Annotated in this window: 17 protein-coding genes, 1 tRNA gene and 1 rRNA gene; 17 read left to right on the top strand and 2 right to left on the bottom strand. The window is 44.4% G+C overall.

Annotation, left to right across the window (positions count from 1 at the left end; genetic code table 11):
• The first annotated feature begins 144 nt into the window (after positions 1-144).
• The 3 genes from rrf to Xets_RS12620 all read left to right on the top strand — a co-directional run bounded on the left by rrf (position 145) and on the right by Xets_RS12620 (position 1,673).
• Positions 145-260: ribosomal RNA gene (rrf, locus tag Xets_RS12630) — 5S ribosomal RNA — on the top strand.
• Between the two features lie 54 nt (positions 261-314).
• A tRNA-Asp gene (locus Xets_RS12625) sits at positions 315-391 on the top strand.
• Positions 392-839: 448 nt separating this feature from the next.
• Complete coding sequence (locus tag Xets_RS12620) at positions 840-1,673, top strand: endonuclease/exonuclease/phosphatase family protein (RefSeq protein ID WP_255430622.1); 834 nt, start codon at positions 840-842, stop codon at positions 1,671-1,673.
• Between the two features lie 112 nt (positions 1,674-1,785).
• On the opposite strand, the gene Xets_RS12615 is transcribed toward Xets_RS12620, so the two are convergent.
• Positions 1,786-3,171: an amino acid permease gene (locus tag Xets_RS12615; RefSeq protein WP_099131523.1), complete on the bottom strand. Its 1,386-nt coding sequence runs from the start codon at positions 3,169-3,171 to the stop codon at positions 1,786-1,788.
• Positions 3,172-3,338: 167 nt separating this feature from the next.
• On the opposite strand from Xets_RS12615, the gene queE reads away from it, so the two are divergent.
• Positions 3,339-4,010 (top strand): 7-carboxy-7-deazaguanine synthase QueE, encoded by a 672-nt coding sequence (gene queE / locus Xets_RS12610; RefSeq protein ID WP_187651770.1) that lies wholly within the window; start codon positions 3,339-3,341, stop codon positions 4,008-4,010.
• Positions 4,011-4,044: 34 nt separating this feature from the next.
• Here queE and queD read toward each other — a convergent pair whose 3' ends face one another.
• Positions 4,045-4,407, bottom strand: coding sequence for a 6-carboxytetrahydropterin synthase QueD (queD, locus tag Xets_RS12605; RefSeq protein WP_099131525.1), 363 nt, complete (start codon positions 4,405-4,407; stop codon positions 4,045-4,047).
• A 276-nt stretch (positions 4,408-4,683) separates the two neighbouring features.
• Here queD and cysJ point away from each other — a divergent pair, with 276 nt between their 5' ends.
• The 13 genes from cysJ to Xets_RS12540 all read left to right on the top strand — a co-directional run bounded on the left by cysJ (position 4,684) and on the right by Xets_RS12540 (position 17,998).
• A complete protein-coding gene (cysJ, locus tag Xets_RS12600) occupies positions 4,684-6,492 on the top strand; it encodes an NADPH-dependent assimilatory sulfite reductase flavoprotein subunit (protein WP_187651769.1) in 1,809 nt (602 codons plus the stop codon).
• A 1-nt stretch (position 6,493) separates the two neighbouring features.
• The gene (gene cysI, locus Xets_RS12595; protein WP_099131526.1) at positions 6,494-8,233 is read left to right on the top strand and encodes an assimilatory sulfite reductase (NADPH) hemoprotein subunit; all 1,740 of its coding nucleotides are present in this window, start codon (positions 6,494-6,496) and stop codon (positions 8,231-8,233) included.
• Positions 8,230-8,964 (top strand): phosphoadenylyl-sulfate reductase, encoded by a 735-nt coding sequence (locus tag Xets_RS12590; RefSeq protein WP_099131527.1) that lies wholly within the window; start codon positions 8,230-8,232, stop codon positions 8,962-8,964. Before cysI ends, Xets_RS12590 begins: the two co-directional genes overlap by 4 nt.
• A 278-nt stretch (positions 8,965-9,242) precedes the next feature.
• Positions 9,243-10,664, top strand: a complete 1,422-nt coding sequence (gene cysG, locus Xets_RS12585) for a siroheme synthase CysG (RefSeq protein WP_099131528.1) — start codon at positions 9,243-9,245, stop codon at positions 10,662-10,664.
• 10 nt (positions 10,665-10,674) lie between these two features.
• Positions 10,675-11,583: a sulfate adenylyltransferase subunit CysD gene (cysD, locus tag Xets_RS12580; RefSeq protein WP_099131529.1), complete on the top strand. Its 909-nt coding sequence runs from the start codon at positions 10,675-10,677 to the stop codon at positions 11,581-11,583.
• An 11-nt stretch (positions 11,584-11,594) separates the two neighbouring features.
• Complete coding sequence (gene cysN, locus Xets_RS12575; protein ID WP_187651768.1) at positions 11,595-13,037, top strand: sulfate adenylyltransferase subunit CysN; 1,443 nt, start codon at positions 11,595-11,597, stop codon at positions 13,035-13,037.
• Positions 13,038-13,637, top strand: coding sequence for an adenylyl-sulfate kinase (cysC, locus tag Xets_RS12570; RefSeq protein ID WP_187651767.1), 600 nt, complete (start codon positions 13,038-13,040; stop codon positions 13,635-13,637).
• 211 nt (positions 13,638-13,848) lie between these two features.
• On the top strand, positions 13,849-14,142 hold the full coding sequence (gene ftsB / locus Xets_RS12565) for a cell division protein FtsB (RefSeq protein ID WP_099131532.1): 294 nt from the start codon (positions 13,849-13,851) through the stop codon (positions 14,140-14,142).
• A gap of 32 nt (positions 14,143-14,174) precedes the next feature.
• On the top strand, positions 14,175-14,969 hold the full coding sequence (gene ispD / locus Xets_RS12560) for a 2-C-methyl-D-erythritol 4-phosphate cytidylyltransferase (RefSeq protein WP_099131533.1): 795 nt from the start codon (positions 14,175-14,177) through the stop codon (positions 14,967-14,969).
• On the top strand, positions 14,966-15,439 hold the full coding sequence (ispF, locus tag Xets_RS12555; protein ID WP_092513684.1) for a 2-C-methyl-D-erythritol 2,4-cyclodiphosphate synthase: 474 nt from the start codon (positions 14,966-14,968) through the stop codon (positions 15,437-15,439). The genes ispD and ispF overlap by 4 nt, the downstream gene beginning before the upstream one ends.
• 19 nt (positions 15,440-15,458) lie before the next feature.
• Entirely contained in the window at positions 15,459-16,505 is a 1,047-nt protein-coding gene (gene truD, locus Xets_RS12550) for a tRNA pseudouridine(13) synthase TruD (protein WP_099131534.1), read from the top strand.
• A 108-nt stretch (positions 16,506-16,613) separates the two neighbouring features.
• Positions 16,614-17,378 (top strand): 5'/3'-nucleotidase SurE, encoded by a 765-nt coding sequence (surE, locus tag Xets_RS12545; RefSeq protein ID WP_099131535.1) that lies wholly within the window; start codon positions 16,614-16,616, stop codon positions 17,376-17,378.
• Positions 17,372-17,998, top strand: a complete 627-nt coding sequence (locus tag Xets_RS12540) for a protein-L-isoaspartate(D-aspartate) O-methyltransferase (protein WP_187651766.1) — start codon at positions 17,372-17,374, stop codon at positions 17,996-17,998. The genes surE and Xets_RS12540 overlap by 7 nt, the downstream gene beginning before the upstream one ends.
• Positions 17,999-18,026: the final 28 nt, after the last annotated feature.

Below are 18,026 nucleotides of genomic sequence, written 5' to 3'. Positions count from 1 at the left end.
CCGGGTGTGTAAGCGTTGCGAGACGTTGAGCTAACCGGTACTAATGACCCGTGCGGCTTAACCTGACAACACCGAAGGTGTTTTGGGGTTTGAGAGAGAAGTTTCAGAGAAAGCAGGCTTGTTCGGGATTGAAAACAGAATTTGTCTGGCGGCAACAGCGCGGTGGTCCCACCTGATCCCATGCCGAACTCAGCAGTGAAACGCCGTAGCGCCGATGGTAGTGTGGGGTCTCCCCATGTGAGAGTAGGACACTGCCAGACATTCAATTTATAAGTGTTGCCGGCATAAAAGGCAGCAGGATAAAGAAATTCGGTGGTGCGGTAGTTCAGTTGGTTAGAATACCGGCCTGTCACGCCGGGGGTCGCGGGTTCGAGTCCCGTCCGCACCGCCACCGTATTTAGATGAAACCCTGAGAGACATCTCTCAGGGTTTTTTCTGTTGCCTAATCTACAGCTTATTGCTTATATCCTTATCAATGATTTTAAATTCGTATTTTTCATTTAGATGCTAAATGAGCTTATTTACGTTTTATTTTATTCCATTAGAGCGATGATCTTTTAATGTATAGTGGAATAATTACAGCTTTTATAAATTAATTAATTTTATCAAAATAATTTTAATTAATCTTATCCTTATATGTCCTTACCCAAGAGAAATTTATTTTTTAATATTAAATAAATCAATCTACTCATTCTAATGAGTAATTGTTTTACTAATATGTTGTGCTGTTATTATATAGTTACACAACCTTGTTGCTTTTTTAAGCACTAGAGATTGAAATCAATTACCAAGATGTCATATTAGTGGAGATAAAGGTGTTGAGGTAAGCTGGGGGAAACTTGATCAGGAATAGTTATTTAAGAAAAAGCTGGGCGAGAAAAGATTACGCTCAAAAAAATTTTGCCATGAGATATGTTGCTGGACAGCCTGTGGAACGGGTTTTCCCTACTTCTAAGCAATTACTTGAGGATGAGTCGCTACCACGTGGAGAACCGCTTCTTGACCATAATCGTGAGCTTTCTGTTGCCATCTGGAATATCTATAAACAACAGCGTCCATCATGGCAGTATGTTTTGGCTTCTTTGATTGAGAAGAGTGACCTTGTCTTGCTACAAGAAGCACAAACGACCCCAGCTTTATTGAAATTCATTACAGACAGCGGCTTGGTCGCGGACCAGGTTCCTGCATTTGCTATCCCTCAACACCCATCAGGTGTGATGACATTGTCCTCGTCTTCACCAGTTTATTGCTGTCCGCTGCGTGAAAAAGAACCGATATTTAGGCTATCTAAATCGTCATTAATTACAATTTATCCATTGCCAGACAAACGCCAGTTAATGGTGATAAACGTGCATGCCATTAACTTTAGCCTTGGCGTTGATGTTTATAGTCGACAATTAAATAACATTGGTATTCATATAAGCTTACATAACGGCCCCGTCATTTTTGCTGGAGATTTTAATACGTGGAGTCGGCAGAGGTTAAAAATATTAGAACGTTTTGCACACCGTATGCATTTGGAAGAAGTATATTTTAATGATGATCATAGAACGATTGTTTTTGGCAAACCGCTGGATTTTGTTTTTTATCGTGAATTAAAAGTTTCCCGTGCAGCAGTTGTAATGACCGGTGCTTCTGATCATAACCCATTGATGGTGAACTTCTCTTTATGACGATTTCTCTATGTGATGATAACTGATGGATAAAGTGGCGTATTGATCTTGCAGAGAAAAGATAAAAAAGCGTCGGAGATTATCGACGCTTTTTGAAACATACTTGAATAGTTTATTGGTTAGAAGAGCGTTTTGCTGATAGTTTCTTCTTCACACCGAAGAAATAGGCTAGAGTCAGAATAAATACCCAACCCAGACCAACATATAGCGCGTCTCTTGTTTGCTCAAAATAACCCAGTAATGCGATGACACTGACCATGAAGACAAGCGTGATTATCGGGGCTATAGGCCACATCGGAATTGGAAATTTCAATGTCTTGACTTCTTCCGCACTCATTTGGCGACGCATGGCAATTTGCGAGATTAAAATCATCAACCATACCCAGACGGTTGCAAATGTGGCAACGGAAGCGATAAGAATGAAGATCTCTTCAGGGATCAGATAATTTAGCACTACGCCAAGTAACAGAACCGCAGTCATGACAAGAACCGTCATCCATGGCACACCATTACGAGTTAATTTTTTGAATGATTCGGGAGCCTGTCCTTCTTGTGCCATACCATACATCATCCTGCCCGCACCAAAAATATCACTATTGATAGCGGAAATAGCAGCAGTAATCACGACCACATTTAAAATATTTGCGGCTGAATTAATTCCCAAATTGGAAAAGATCTGTACAAATGGGCTTCCATCCTGACCAATTTGATTCCATGGATAGATGCTCATCAGGATACACAGAGTCAAAACATAGAAGATCAAGATACGAAACGGGACAGCATTAATTGCCTGAGGGATTGTTTTTTCTGGATTTTTTGCTTCACTGGCAGTGATACCAATGACTTCTATGCCACCAAAAGCGAACATAACAATGGCGAATGAAGCTATCACCCCACTGATACCATTTGGCATAAAACCACCATGCTCCCATAAATTGGACAGACCGGTTGCATGTTCGGTTGCTTGCCCGAAACCGTAAAACATAATGGCAAGGCCACCGATAATCATGGCCATAATGGCAGTGACTTTAATGATTGAAAGCCAAAACTCCATTTCACCAAAGATTTTTACGTGGCACAGATTCAAGGCACCAATAAAACATACAATCCCTAAAACCCAAATCCACTGATCAACATGTGGGAACCAGAGCTTCATATACGTGCCGAATGCAGTAACATCAGCCAGGCAAACAAACAGCATTTCAAGAATATAAATCCAACCAGTTAAAAAACCGGCCAAAGGTCCCAGATAATGGCTGGCATATTGCGAAAAAGAACCAGAAACAGGATGGTGAACGGCCATTTCGCCAAGTGCTCTCATCACGATAAATACGGCAGCTCCGCCGAGTAAATAGGCCAGCAATACAGCGGGACCAGCTTGCTGTATTGCTGCTGCTGAGCCATAAAACAGCCCCGTGCCTATTGCAGAGCCTAAAGCCATAAAACGGATGTGCCGCACGCTTAGACCCTGTTTAAGCTGATTTTCATTATTTTGCATTCGTTATTCCCATCAATCCTTTCAGCCTGAGAGTATTTAGGCATACGATGCTCTGTCTGGCGTGAGATGCCAGCAAAAGCAACCTGGTACAATACCATAAAGATGGATGTTCGCGGGATAGATATCTGTAATAATAACGGGCAGTTTATTAAAACCAGAGTTTTTTTATGATTTACCCAATAAATGAAATCTTCCAAACTTTACAGGGAGAAGGCGTGTTTACCGGTGTACCTTCGGTTTTCATTCGATTGCAAGGATGTCCGGTAGGGTGCAGTTGGTGCGATACCAAACATACGTGGGAAAAAGAGGCTGATAAACAGCAACCGATGGAAAATATCTTGCTGAAATCGCAAGACAGCGATCTGTGGGGCGTTGCCACTGCAAGACAATTGCTGAGTATATTCACTCGCCAAGGTTACAGTGCGAAGCATATTGTCATTACCGGGGGAGAACCGTGCTTATATGATTTGTGTCCTTTGACTGAAACACTGGAAAGTGAAGGCTATCAATGTCAGATAGAGACGAGTGGTACACATACGATTCAGTGTTCTGATAAAACGTGGGTGACGGTTTCTCCGAAAGTGAAAATGCGCGGAGGCTATCAGGTCTTGCCTGAAGCTATTAAACGCGCTGATGAAATTAAGCACCCTGTCGGGCGGCGGCGCGATATTGAAGCATTAGATGAATTATTGACTATGCTTGATGGAAATCCTACTCCGGTTATTGCCTTACAGCCGATCAGTCAGAAAGAAGATGCTACTCGCCTGTGCATCGAAACGTGCATTGCCCGTAATTGGCGTTTTTCGATGCAAACCCATAAATACTTAAATATCGCTTAAATCTGATTCAGCACCAGGCTCTGGTGCTGAATCCTTATTCTCCCCGATAGATACAACCTGCGCTACAAGTCTCTTTAACCATAACAGCACTGAGTTGAGGCAATGTCGGTTTTAACTTCTCCCAGATCCACTTGGCCAACACTTCGCTGGTTGGATTTTCAAGCCCGGGAATCTCATTGAGATAGTGGTGATCGAGCTGTTCCCAGACAGGTTTAAAGGCAGTTTTGACATCGGCAAAATCCATGAGCCAGCCACTAAGCGGATCGACTTCTCCGGTGACCTCCAGACGTACCATAAATGAATGCCCATGCAAACGCCCACATTTGTGCCCTTCCGGTACGTGTGGAAGGCGATGTGCTGCTTCGAATTGAAAATCTTTAAAGATGGTTGTACTCATTGTGCTTTCCCCTGATTTCAAAAGGTCGGCTATTCTACCTGAACTTTGCGAGCTTAACGTGATTTTTCTGGAAGTAAAAAGCACAATGCTTAACGACTTTATTGATATATTAAATCTGTAAATAAAGTTAGGCGTTTTGGTTATGAGATATTGCGATCCTTTCTTTAAATACCGCTCCCATTCTGGGATAACCTTAATCAATTCATGTTCATGACTGGATTGATTCCTGCATCTTTTACAACATGGATACTGGCTATAGCAAAAGGCACTGGGACAATGACCGCAAAACCACCTTCAATTGCATTACTACCTGTTTCTCCAGAACAATTATCACGCTTGCAATCTGCAATTAGCGATTTTTCTCCCCATCAATTAGCTTGGTTGTCTGGCTATTTTTGGGGAATGGTAAATCATCAGCCACAAACTGGTGCAGAGACACCGGCCGTTTCCGTACAGGAAACCGTGACGTTGCTTTCCGCATCGCAAACAGGCAATGCCCGTCGTCTGGCTGAACAGCTAAGAGATTCACTATTAGCTGAAAATATCAATGTAAATTTAATTAATGCTGGTGACTATAAATTTAAGCAAATTTCCCAGGAACGTGTATTGATTATTGTTGCTTCAACACAAGGTGAAGGTGAACCCGCAGAAGAAGCTGTAGCACTCCATAAGTATCTCTATTCCAAAAAAGCGCCATCAATGAAAGAGACGATATATGCCGTATTTGGCCTTGGGGATACGTCATATGAAAACTTCTGTCAGGCAGGGAAAGATTTTGACAGTCGTCTGCATGAGCTTGGTGCCCAGCGCCTACTGGATCGTGTTGATGCTGATGTGGAATATCAAGCACAGGCTGCTCAATGGCGTCAGCAAATTACGGCTATTTTGAAGCAGCGTTTGTCAGTACAAGCAAATGCTGTCACTTCGCCAGCTACTGCATCGATTATTCCAGCGCATGTCAAGGAAACCCAAACGTATACCAAAGAAAGCCCTCTAATGGCCTCTCTGTTGACTAACCAGAAAATAACGGGACGTGGTTCTGACAAAGATGTTCGCCATATTGAAATTGATATAGGGGATTCAGGGCTGTGTTATCAACCAGGGGATGTCCTTGGAGTCTGGTTTGAAAACGATCCGGTTTTAGTGGATGAATTAATAGCCCTGCTTTGGTTGGAAGGTTCAGAACAGGTCAATATGCATGGAAAATCCCTTCCATTGCGTGAGGCGCTGATTAGCCATGTAGAGTTGACCCAAAATACCGGTGTGATTGTTGGGAAATATGCAGCGTTGGCGAAAGATGAAAAACTGTTATCGCTAGCCGCTAACAAACAAGCATTGCAGCAATATGCCCAGGCAACACCCATTGTAGATATGGTCAGAGCTGCTGCTTCACATCCAGAAGCCCAGCAATTTATTGATTTATTGCGCCCACTGACACCACGTCTTTATTCTATCTCCTCTTCACAATCTGAAGTGGAAAATGAAGTCCACATTACTGTGGGAGTCGTTCGTTATGATATTGAAGGGCGTGCCCGCACTGGCGGTGCATCAGGTTATTTGGCGGATCGTTTGCAGGAAGATGACAACATCCGTGTGTTTATCGAACAGAACGACAATTTCCGTTTACCAGCCGATCCTAATACACCAATCATCATGATTGGGCCGGGAACGGGGGTTGCTCCGTTTAGGGCATTTTTGCAACACCGTGATAGTCAGGGAGCTGAAGGTAAAAACTGGCTGTTTTTTGGTAACCCACATTTTGTTGAAGATTTTCTTTATCAGGTTGAATTTCAGCGCTATGTGAAAGAGGGCTTATTGACCCGCATGGATCTGGCATGGTCAAGGGATCAGCAGCATAAAGTCTATGTACAAGACAAACTGCGTGAACAGGGAGGAGAAGTCTGGCGCTGGATTCAGGATGGCGCTCATCTGTATGTTTGTGGCGATGCGAATCGCATGGCAAAAGACGTAGAACAAGCCCTATTGGACATTATTTCACAACATGGTGGCATGGATGCTGAACAGGCTGATGAATTCTTGAGTGAATTGCGCCTTGAGCGCCGTTATCAGAGAGATGTTTACTAATATGAGCAATGTGAGCAAAGAAAAACCAGATCCTTTGATCGTTGAAGGCAAACTTGCAGACAGTGAACGCATGAAGTTGGACAGCAATTATCTGCGAGGAACGATTAGCGAAGATTTAAAAAATGGGCTGACAGGCGGATTTGAGGGGGATAATTTCCTCCTTATCCGCTTTCATGGCATGTATCAGCAAGATGACCGTGATATTCGGGCTGAGCGTACAGAACAAAAACTTGAACCGCGCCATGCCATGATGCTGCGTTGTCGCTTGCCTGGGGGAATTATTACCCCAAAACAGTGGCTGGGCATTGATCGGTTTGCGACAGAAAATACGTTGTATGGCAGTATTAGATTGACCAACCGCCAGACATTCCAGTTTCATGGGATCTTAAAAAATAATCTTAAGCCTGCACACCAATTATTAGCACAGATGGGGTTGGATTCACTGGCTACTGCCAACGACGTCAATCGTAACGTGTTGTGTACATCTAATCCGGTGCAATCTGCGTTACACCAACAGGCTTACGAGTGGGCGAAAAAAATATCGGAACATCTGCTGCCTCGTACCAATGCGTATGCTGAAATCTGGTTGGATAAAGAAAAAATCGCAACAACCGATGAAGAACCGATTCTTGGTACTACTTATCTGCCACGTAAATTCAAAACATCGGTGGTGATCCCGCCACAAAATGATGTGGATCTGCATGCCAACGATATGAACTTTGTCGCCATTGCGGAAAATGATCAATTAATTGGCTTTAACGTATTAGTGGGTGGGGGATTAGCCATGACCCACGGCGACAAAAAAACCTTTCCACGGCTGGCGAGTGAATTTGGTTTTATTGCACTGGAGCACACACTGGCAATTGCAGAGGCGATAGTTACCACCCAACGTGATTGGGGTAACCGAACTGACCGTAAAAATGCGAAAACTAAATATACCCTTGAACGTGTAGGCATTGAAACCTTCAAACAAGAGGTTGAGAAACGTGCTGGCGTGAAATTTGCGACAATTCGCCCGTATGAATTCACTGGTCGGGGTGATCAAATTGGTTGGTTAAAAGGCATCGATGATCAATGGCATCTGACCTTATTTATTGAAAATGGCCGTGTACTGGATTATCCCAACAAGCCATTAAAAACTGGGATTGCAGAAATTGCGAAAATCCATAAAGGGGATTTTCGTCTGACTGCCAACCAAAACCTGATTGTGGCAGGGATACCTGAGGGTGAAAAATCGCAGATCGAAGAAACTGCCCGTGCTCATGGTTTAATTGACGATAGCGTGACAACTTTGCGTCACCATGCTATGGCTTGTGTTTCATTTCCTACTTGCCCGTTAGCGATGGCCGAAGCAGAACGTTTCCTGCCGACTTTTGTCGATTATGTTGATGCATTAATGGAAAAGCATGGTGTTGGTGATGAAGAGATCATACTGCGTGTTACAGGCTGTCCGAATGGATGTGGCAGGGCGATGCTGGCAGAAATTGGGTTGGTGGGTAAAGCGCTTGATCGTTATAACCTGCATCTTGGGGGAAATCGCATAGGTGATCGAATTCCCCGCATGTACAGGGAAAATATCACATCAGCAGAGATCCTTGAGATACTGGATGAATTAATTGGTCGTTGGGCATCGGAACGTCATGTCGATGAATGTTTCGGTGATTTTCTGATCCGTGCTGATATCATCAAGCCAGTATTGAATTCAGCCGTCGATTTTTATGATTGGCAGGAGGCAGTATGAGCCGACTGAATTTATCGGAGCTGGTGGTATTGGCTCCAGAGCAGCAAATCACGTCATTGGCAGAAATCAATCAACAACTGGAGATGTTGGATGCCAGTGAACGTGTGAGATGGGCATTGGAACATCTGTCTGGTGAATTTGTGCTTTCCTCTAGTTTTGGTATTCAGGCGGCAGTTTGCTTGCATCTTGTGACACAGGAGTACCCTGATATTCCTGTGGTTCTTACCGATACGGGATACTTATTTCCTGAAACTTATCAATTTATCGATAAATTGACTGAAAAACTCAACCTGAACTTGAAGATTTTTCGTGCAGAATACTCTCCGGCTTGGCAAGAAGTACGTTATGGCAAATTATGGGAACAGGGAATAGAAGGGATTGAACGTTATAACCAAATCAACAAAGTTGAGCCGATGAATTGTGCATTAAAAACGCTACAGGCACAAAGCTGGTTTGCGGGCTTGCGTCGTCAGCAATCAGAAAGCCGGACTAATTTACCTGTGCTGGCAATTCAACGGGGAGTTTTTAAAATCCTGCCTATAATTGATTGGAATAATCGGCAGGTTCACCAATACCTGACCAAGCATGGCCTTGAATACCATCCATTATGGGAGCAGGGTTACCTTTCTGTCGGAGATACGCATACCACCCAAAAATGGGAACCAGGTATGAGTGAAGAACAAACCCGTTTTTTTGGCCTGAAACGCGAATGTGGTTTGCACGAAGGTTAATTTAATATTTTAGCTCACAATAATTTCTATTAGACAGCGCATCTCGCAAAAAGAAGCGCTGTTTTTTTATTCTGAATTTCTTGCTTAATCGACCTTATAACATACGAAAAAATTAGCTTATGCGATTCAGGAACAAATAATTACTTTTTGTCATTTCATAACCTGATCACAGCCTCATATATTCATCCTCTGGTTATCATAATAATTAAGAGCTATATCCTTTGTGACTTGAAATCCATAGGGTAGAACATGAACAGGTTCTAACGCAGGATGGTATCGTGGATTATTTACCTTTATTTATTGAGCTTAAAGCCCGATCTGTACTGCTGGTTGGAGGCGGAGAAATCGCCTCTCGCAAAGCAGACTTATTACTTCGTACTGGTGCAGCGTTAACGGTTGTTGCTCCTAAGCTACATGCAGAACTGCAACAACGCCATCAAACAGGAGAATTTGAGTGGTTACAGGGAACGTTTAAAACAGAATATCTTGATGGTGTATTTTTAGTGATTGCCGCCACAGACGATCACAACCTAAATCAACATATTTTTGCCGAAGCCAATAAGCGCGCTATCTTGACCAACGTTGTGGATAACCAACCGCTCTGTTCGGCCATTTTCCCATCAATTATTGATCGCTCCCCGATTATCGTGGCGATCTCATCGGCTGGAAAATCTCCGGTATTAACCAGATTATTGCGAGAAAAGCTGGAGTCTTTGCTTCCATTTAGCCTTGGTACGATGGCAAATATTGCGGGGCGCTGGCGCGAACGCGTGAAACAGCGTCTTACTTCCATACGTCAACGGCGTCATTTTTGGGAAAAGGCGTTTAATGGGCGTTTTGCCACACTGATCGCCAATGGGCAATTACAACAAGCAGAAGAGCAACTTGAACTGCAGTTGGCACAAGATGATTCTCATTCTCAAGGAGAACTCGCGCTGGTAGGCGCTGGGCCAGGTGATCCAGGGTTATTGACTTTAAAAGGTTTGCAGGTGATTCAGCAGGCTGACGTCATTCTTTATGACCATTTAGTGAGTGCAGAAATTCTGGAATTAGTTCGCCGTGATGCAGACAAAATCTGTGTTGGAAAAAGGGCGGGTAATCACTCCGTGGCGCAGGAAGAAATCCATGCACTGATCATCAAATTAGCGAATCAGGGGAAAAAAGTGGTTCGCTTAAAAGGGGGGGATCCCTTTATTTTTGGTCGTGGTGGAGAGGAGTTACAGATTGCAGCAGCAGCAGGGATTCCTTTTCAAGTCGTGCCCGGCATTACAGCAGCAGTGGGCGCTTCTGCTTACGCAGGTATCCCATTGACCCACAGAGAACACGCGCAAAGCGTCACCTTTATTACCGGACATTGCCGTGAAAATGGCAATGAATTGGATTGGCCAGCACTAGCGCGGGGCAATCAAACATTAGCCATTTATATGGGGATCATGAAAGCAGCCTTGATCAGCCAAAAGCTGATTTCACACGGTCGGGATAGCAATACCCCCGTTGCCGTGATTGGTTGTGGCACTCGTCCAGAACAGCAAGTATTGACCGGGACATTATCTGAATTGGAGCGATTGGCACAAGAAGCACCATCACCCGCCTTGCTGGTAATAGGAGAAGTGGCTCAACTCCACTATCAGATAGGATGGTTTGAAAGCAAAAATGCTGCTGATCAAGTAAATCGCCCTGCTGTGATTGATTTAGTATAAGGAGTGCCCAATGGACGAAAAAAGACTGACACACTTACAGCAACTTGAAGCTGAAAGTATCCATATTATTCGGGAAGTGGCTGCTGAATTTACCAACCCCGTTATGCTCTATTCGATTGGTAAAGATTCCTCTGTGATGCTACATCTTGCACGTAAAGCATTTTATCCGGGAAAACTGCCTTTCCCTTTATTGCACGTAGATACAGGCTGGAAATTTCAGGACATGTACGACTTCCGTGATCGCACAGCGGAAAAATATGGTTTTGAGTTACTGGTTTACCGCAATCCACAAGGAGAGGTGTTGGGAATTAATCCTTTTATTCATGGCAGTGCCAAACATACCGATATCATGAAAACAGAAGGATTGAAGCAAGCACTGGATAAATACGGCTTTGATGCAGCATTTGGCGGAGCGCGGCGTGATGAAGAAAAATCGCGAGCCAAAGAACGAATTTACTCATTCCGTGACCGCTCCCATCGTTGGGACCCCAAAAACCAGCGTCCTGAACTTTGGCGCAACTATAACGGCCAGATTAACAAAAGGGAAAGTATCCGCGTCTTCCCGTTATCCAATTGGACAGAATTGGATATCTGGCAATACATCTATTTGGAGCAGATCGATATCGTCCCCCTTTATTTTGCTAAATCTCGTCCGGTTGTTCAGCGTGAGGGAACATTAATTATGGTTGACGATGATCGAATCGACCTGAAAGCCGGGGAAGTCATTAGCCAGCGTAAAGTGCGCTTTAGGACACTTGGCTGCTGGCCGCTGACAGGAGCTGTGGAATCAGAAGCAGAAACGTTGCCGGAAATCATTGAAGAAATGCTGATATCGACCACTAGCGAACGGCAAGGGCGGCTGATTGACAGTGATCAGTCAGGTTCTATGGAGCTGAAAAAGCGCCAGGGTTATTTTTAAGGAGTCCAGATATGCCAGCACTTGCATATAATGAAACTATTGCTAGTCAGATCAAGCAACAAGGCGGAGTTGAAGCCTATCTTCGGACGCAGCAGGAAAAAGGATTACTGCGCTTTTTAACCTGCGGTAGCGTGGATGATGGCAAAAGTACCCTAATTGGACGTTTGCTGCATGACACCCGTCAAATTTATGAGGATCAACTTGCAACTTTACAAAGCGATAGTAAGCGAATAGGGACTCAGGGAGAAAAGCTCGATCTGGCTTTATTAGTTGATGGATTAGCGGCTGAACGGGAACAGGGTATCACCATTGACGTCGCATATCGTTATTTCTCCACGGAAAAGCGTAAATTCATCATTGCGGACACACCAGGGCATGAACAATATACCCGCAATATGGCGACAGGCGCTTCAACCAGTAATCTTTCCATTTTATTGATCGATGCACGCAAAGGTGTTCAGGAACAGACTCGCCGCCACAGTTTTATCAGTACCTTGCTGGGTATTCGTCACTTGGTGGTGGCAGTCAATAAAATGGATTTGGTTGGATATCAGCAAGAGCTATTTGAACAGATCAAGCAAGATTATTTGAATTTCGCAGCACAATTACCTACTGACCTAAACATCTATTTCGTCCCCATTTCGGCGTTGGAAGGGGATAACATTGTTACCCGCAGTGCAAAAATGGTATGGCACAGGGGAGAAACGCTACTGGATATCCTGGAATCCGTGGACGTAAAAACAAAAGCGACGGAGCAACCCTTGCGTTTCCCCGTACAGTATGTCAACCGCCCTGATCTTGATTTTCGTGGATATAGCGGCACATTGTCATCGGGGATTTTATGGCAAGGCCAGCAAATAAAAGTTATGCCGTCTGGTGTGATTTCTACAGTGGAAAGAATTGTCACTTTTAATGGCGATCTCACATTTGCCGTACCCGGAGAGGCTATTACCGTCGTATTAAAAGATGAAATAGATATTAGCCGTGGTGATTTATTGATTGCTGTTGAAGATCAAATGAGCGCGACCCGCCACGCTTTGGTTGATGTCGTCTGGATGTCAGAACAGCCACTGATTCAAGGACAAAGTTTGGATATCAAAGTCGCGGGCAAAAAAAGCCGTGGTAAAGTCGATAATGTTCAATATCAAGTGGATATTAACAACCTGACACAGAAAGTCGCGGTTGAGTTACCCCTCAATGCCATTGGGCGGGTGGAATTTTCATTTGATGAACCTTTATTGCTCGACAGTTACGCGCAAAATGCAGATACCGGTGGCATTATCCTAATTGATCGTCTAACCAATGTTACCGTAGGCGCGGGATTGGTGCGTGAAATCCAGGCAGATGTTTATGAAGAGCCTAAAGAATACAGTGAGTTTGAACTGGAACTTAACCAATTAGTTCGTCGCCACTTCCCACACTGGGGAGTACGTGATCTATTGGGAGGAAAATAAGTGGCTCAGGATAATATCGTCTGGCATTCACATGTTTTGGATAGGGCACAGCGGGAAAGCGCAAATGGACATCCTGCACGGGTGATTTGGTTCACAGGATTGTCTGGCTCAGGAAAATCCACTCTTGCAGGGGCATTGGAGCAGGCATTGTTTGCACAGGGTATCAAAACATACTTACTGGATGGCGATAATGTGCGTTATGGCCTGTGCAGTGATTTGGGCTTTTCTGAAATAGATCGGCAGGAAAATATCCGACGAGTCGGTGAAGTCGCAAAATTGATGGTTGATGCGGGGTTAATTGTCCTGACAGCATTTATTTCTCCCCATAAAGCAGAACGGCAAAAAATACGTGAACTAATGGAAGAGGGACGATTTATTGAAGTGTATGTCGATACACCACTGGAGGTATGTGAGGCCCGTGATCCCAAGGGACTATATAAAAAAGCACGAGCGGGAGAATTGCGCAATTTCACCGGAATTGATGCTGCCTATGAAGCTCCCGAACAGCCAGAAGTCTATTTAGATGGTTCACAGTCTGTAGAATCTTTGATTGAAAAACTGCTTTTTGCCCTGAGAAACGACGATATCCTGCCAATTTAACGACCAAACCCAACAAACTGTCATGAAACACATTATTATTGTTAGTGAAATAATGTGTTTCTACACTCATTTAATGCAATGCATTTCTATTATGTCGTGCAATCCTGTTTTGCAAGTGGTTTTTTGCGAATGGTTTTGTAAATGGTTTTGTGAGAGTCAGTGGCGTCATGCTTTCAGTTGTGGGATGATTAGCGGGTTTTCAGGGGGGGAGATGGGCAAACTAACGCTACTATTATTGGTTCTTCTGGGTTGGTTACAGTATTCGCTGTGGTTTGGCAAAAACGGCATTCACGATTATATGCGGGTCAAAGCCGAAGTTGATAAACAAGAGGTTGATAACCTAAAACTAAAAGCACGTAACGACCAGTTGTTTGCTGAAATCAAGGATCTTAAAGGGGGGCAGGAAGCGATTGAAGAACGCGCTCGTAATGAATTGGGCATGATTAAACCGGGAGAGTCTTTTTATCGTATGGTGCCTGATACCTCAAAGCATAATGCGCAATAACCTTTAAATCAAAACAGTAAATAATAATCGAAATGAATAAGTCACAACTTCATTCCCCTGCTGGTGTTTCTCTTACTGAAATTATCGCCTTGATCCCTGCTGCGGGTATCGGTAGCAGGATGAAATCCGAGTGCCCAAAACAGTATCTGAAAGTTGCCGGAAAAACGATTCTTGAACATACCTTGGCAGCACTGTTTGAGCATCCTCGTATACAACGCGTTATTATTGCGCTGAATCCAGCTGATACACAATTTGCGCAATTGCCTATCGCTTCTGATCCAAGAATTACGACAGTTATTGGCGGTGAAGAGCGAGCTGATTCGGTTCTGGCTGGGTTAGATTATCTGGCTGGTTTGCCTACAGACAGGACAATCTGGGTTTTGGTGCATGATGCAGCCCGTCCTTGTCTTCATAGAAATGATCTCGATAGCCTGTTGCGGATTATTGATCACAATGTTGGATCTCCTGACATATGCGGTGGATTGTTGGCATCACCGGTGAGGGATACGATGAAACGCATGGTATCGCTGCCAGTAGCAGAGTCATCCACAATTAACCACACATTGATTGCTCATACCGTTGACCGTAACGGACTGTGGCATGCTTTGACTCCACAATTATTCCCTTTGCAGTTATTGCGTGACTGTTTGATCAAGGCACTTGCAGATCAAGCCTGTATCACCGATGAATCTTCGGCACTTGAGCACTGTGGTTATCGTCCCATGCTGATCAATGGACGGGCGGACAATATAAAAGTAACCCAACCTGAAGATTTGGCATTGGCTGAATTTTACCTATCCCAAAAAGCTAAGGAATCTATCGTATGAGAATTGGACATGGTTTTGATGTGCATAAATTTGGCGGAGAAGGGCCATTGATCATTGGCGGTGTCCGCATTCCTTATGAACAAGGATTAATTGCCCATTCAGATGGTGATGTCGCCTTGCACGCTGCTACAGACGCCCTATTGGGAGCGGCAGCATTGGGAGATATTGGCAAATTATTTCCCGATACCGATCCTGCCTTCAAGGGCGCAGATAGCCGTGAACTACTGAAAGAAGCCTACCGCCGTATCCGTGCAAAGGGCTATCGGTTAGGAAACTTGGATATCACCATTATCGCACAGGCGCCGAAAATGTTGCCGCATATTCCTCAGATGCGGGTTAACCTGGCGGAAGATCTTGAATGCCATATAGATGATATTAACGTTAAAGCGACAACAACAGAAAAACTGGGGTTTGTTGGTCGTAAAGAAGGTATTGCCTGCGAAGCGGTTGCTTTGTTGGTAAAAGAATAAGCGGGTAAAAGAAATAAGTATGATATTGAGTGAATTACATTGGCTTTATGGTCGACCGGAAGCGACCGGTATTGTTAAAGCCACACCAGAAGATTTTATTGTTCGCGAAGATTTGGGATTTTCTCCTGATGGAGAAGGCGAGCACTTAATGGTACATATCCGTAAAACAGGATGTAACACCCAATTTGTCGCGGATCATCTTGCCCGTTTTGCCAAAATACCGGCTCGCTCTGTCAGCTATGCGGGGTTGAAAGATCGCAACGCAGTGACGGAACAGTGGTTCTGCTTACACTTACCGGGGAAACAAGATCCGGATTTAGCGGCATTTCAACTTGAAGGTTGTGAAGTGCTGGCAACTTCCCGCCAGAAACGCAAACTACGGATTGGCGCATTGAAAGGCAATGATTTCATTCTGGTATTAAGAGACATTTCTGACCGGCAATCGGTGGAAAAACGCTTGCAGCAGATAGCGCAAACCGGCGTTCCAAATTACTTTGGTGAACAGCGTTTCGGGCGGGATGGACAAAATTTAGTTCAGGCTCAACGCTGGGCAGCTAATGAAATCCATGTCAAAGAACGTAACCGCCGCAGTTTTTATCTTTCTGCTTGTCGCAGCGCGATGTTTAATGCCATTGCCAGCCGACGTATTGTCCAAGGTAAACATCAAAAGGTAAAAAATGGCGATGCATTACAATTAACAGGGCGTAGTAGCTGGTTTGTCGCTGATGAATCTGAATTGTCGGTATTGCAGCAGCGAGTTATGGGTGGAGAATTACAGATAACGGCTCCTTTACCGGGTGACAAGGCATTAGGGACGCAGTATCAGGCCCTGGATTTCGAACAACAATGTTTATTGGATTACGAAGCGCTTTGGGCATTAGTCAAACGTGAGCGTGTGGAGAGCGCCCGTCGGGCAATATTGGTGAAACCACTTAACCTGTGTTGGGAATGGCAAGATGACCAAATTGTCACTCTGCATTTCTCTTTGCCATCTGGTAGCTTTGCAACCAGTGTCGTTAGAGAACTGATCAATCAGGATCTCGACTCTTCCCTTGATGTGGCTTGAATGCAAAGCACTCTACAAAACTGTTAACGTCATGCTAAGATCAAACACACACAGGGTAATTTACATTATTAACCTATTTATTTTTAGTTAAATCAATGAGATATATCAATGCTGCGGATATTGCTGAGTAACGATGATGGTGTCACCGCACCGGGAATTCAAACCTTAGCGGCTACATTGCGGAAACACTATCATGTTCAGGTAGTTGCACCTGACCGTAACCGTAGTGGTGCGTCGAATGCCTTAACGCTGGATCGCCCTTTGCGTATTAACACACTGAACAATGGTGATATTTCTGTTCAGGAAGGTACACCGACGGATTGTGTCTATTTGGGCGTAAATAATTTGGTGCGCCCTCGTCCTGACATTGTCGTTTCTGGTATCAACTGTGGTCCTAACCTTGGTGATGACGTGATTTACTCTGGCACGGTCGCGGCTGCAATGGAAGGACGTCACTTAGGCTTACCCGCATTGGCGGTATCACTCAATGGTGACCAACATTACGAAACAGCGGCAGAAGTGACCGTGCGTTTATTAGCTTTGCTGCAAAAAACCCCATTGAGAGCGGGCAATATTTTGAATGTTAATGTACCTGATATTCCCATTGAACAAATCAAGGGGTTTCGGGTGACGCGATGCGGTCGCCGTAGTGCGGCTGAGCAGGTTTATGCGATGGAAGATCCCAAAGGCAATATGCTCTATTGGCTGGGCCCTCCGGGAGAAAAAAGTGATTTTGGGCCTGAAACAGATTTTGCGGCGGTAGAAGAAGGATTTGTCTCCATTACCCCTTTGCAAGTGGACTTAACAGCTTATAAAGCCCAGGAGCTGATAAGTGATTGGTTGACAAAAGTCGGGGATATTGGGGAATGTTAAACCGATCAATGAAAAATTTGCTGGCGCAACTGCGTCAGCAAGGAATTCACAATGAGCCCCTGTTGGCGGTTATTGGCAAAGTACCTCGAGAATGTTTTGTTGATGAAGCTCTCGCCCATAAGGCATATGAAAATACCGCACTGCCTATTGGTCATGGGCAAACGATATCCCAACCTTATATTGTTGCTCGCATGACTGAGTTGCTGAATTTAACCCCGGCATCCAGTGTATTGGAAATTGGAACAGGCTCAGGTTATCAAACAGCAATACTTGCCCACTTAGCCAAACGCGTTTTCTCCGTGGAGCGGATTAAAGGATTGCAGTGGCAGGCTAAGCGCAGATTGAAGCAACTCGACCTACATAATATCTCAACCCGCCACGGTGATGGCTGGGATGGATGGCCATCAAAAGGACCCTTTGACGCTATTATTGTCACAGCCGCACCACCAGAAATTCCGCAGGCATTACTCCATCAACTTGCCGATGGAGGCGTGATGGTTTTACCTGTCGGCGAGCGTACTCAGTTACTGAAAGTAGTACATCGTTATGGGAATGATTTCCATGGCGACGTTATTGAACCTGTCCGTTTTGTACCCCTAATTCAAGGCGAGCTAACATAATCAGCTAATTTATTTGAGGGGGGGAGTT

The sequence above is a fragment of the Xenorhabdus sp. TS4 genome (genome assembly GCF_014467265.1).
Lineage (GTDB): Bacteria > Pseudomonadota > Gammaproteobacteria > Enterobacterales > Enterobacteriaceae > Xenorhabdus > Xenorhabdus ehlersii.
This window is presented reverse-complemented; position numbering and strand designations above follow the sequence as displayed.

Coding starts and splice junctions, on each gene's coding strand:
- Xets_RS12540 (WP_187651766.1), top strand. CDS start 17,372: ATGTTAAACCGATCAATGAAAAATTTGCTGGCGCAACTGCGTCAGCAA.
- cysD (WP_099131529.1), top strand. CDS start 10,675: ATGGACGAAAAAAGACTGACACACTTACAGCAACTTGAAGCTGAAAGT.
- cysN (WP_187651768.1), top strand. CDS start 11,595: ATGCCAGCACTTGCATATAATGAAACTATTGCTAGTCAGATCAAGCAA.
- Xets_RS12615 (WP_099131523.1), bottom strand. CDS start 3,171: ATGCAAAATAATGAAAATCAGCTTAAACAGGGTCTAAGCGTGCGGCAC.
- ispD (WP_099131533.1), top strand. CDS start 14,175: ATGAATAAGTCACAACTTCATTCCCCTGCTGGTGTTTCTCTTACTGAA.
- queD (WP_099131525.1), bottom strand. CDS start 4,407: ATGAGTACAACCATCTTTAAAGATTTTCAATTCGAAGCAGCACATCGC.
- truD (WP_099131534.1), top strand. CDS start 15,459: ATGATATTGAGTGAATTACATTGGCTTTATGGTCGACCGGAAGCGACC.
- surE (WP_099131535.1), top strand. CDS start 16,614: ATGCTGCGGATATTGCTGAGTAACGATGATGGTGTCACCGCACCGGGA.
- queE (WP_187651770.1), top strand. CDS start 3,339: ATGATTTACCCAATAAATGAAATCTTCCAAACTTTACAGGGAGAAGGC.
- ftsB (WP_099131532.1), top strand. CDS start 13,849: ATGGGCAAACTAACGCTACTATTATTGGTTCTTCTGGGTTGGTTACAG.
- cysJ (WP_187651769.1), top strand. CDS start 4,684: ATGACCGCAAAACCACCTTCAATTGCATTACTACCTGTTTCTCCAGAA.
- Xets_RS12590 (WP_099131527.1), top strand. CDS start 8,230: ATGAGCCGACTGAATTTATCGGAGCTGGTGGTATTGGCTCCAGAGCAG.
- ispF (WP_092513684.1), top strand. CDS start 14,966: ATGAGAATTGGACATGGTTTTGATGTGCATAAATTTGGCGGAGAAGGG.
- cysI (WP_099131526.1), top strand. CDS start 6,494: ATGAGCAATGTGAGCAAAGAAAAACCAGATCCTTTGATCGTTGAAGGC.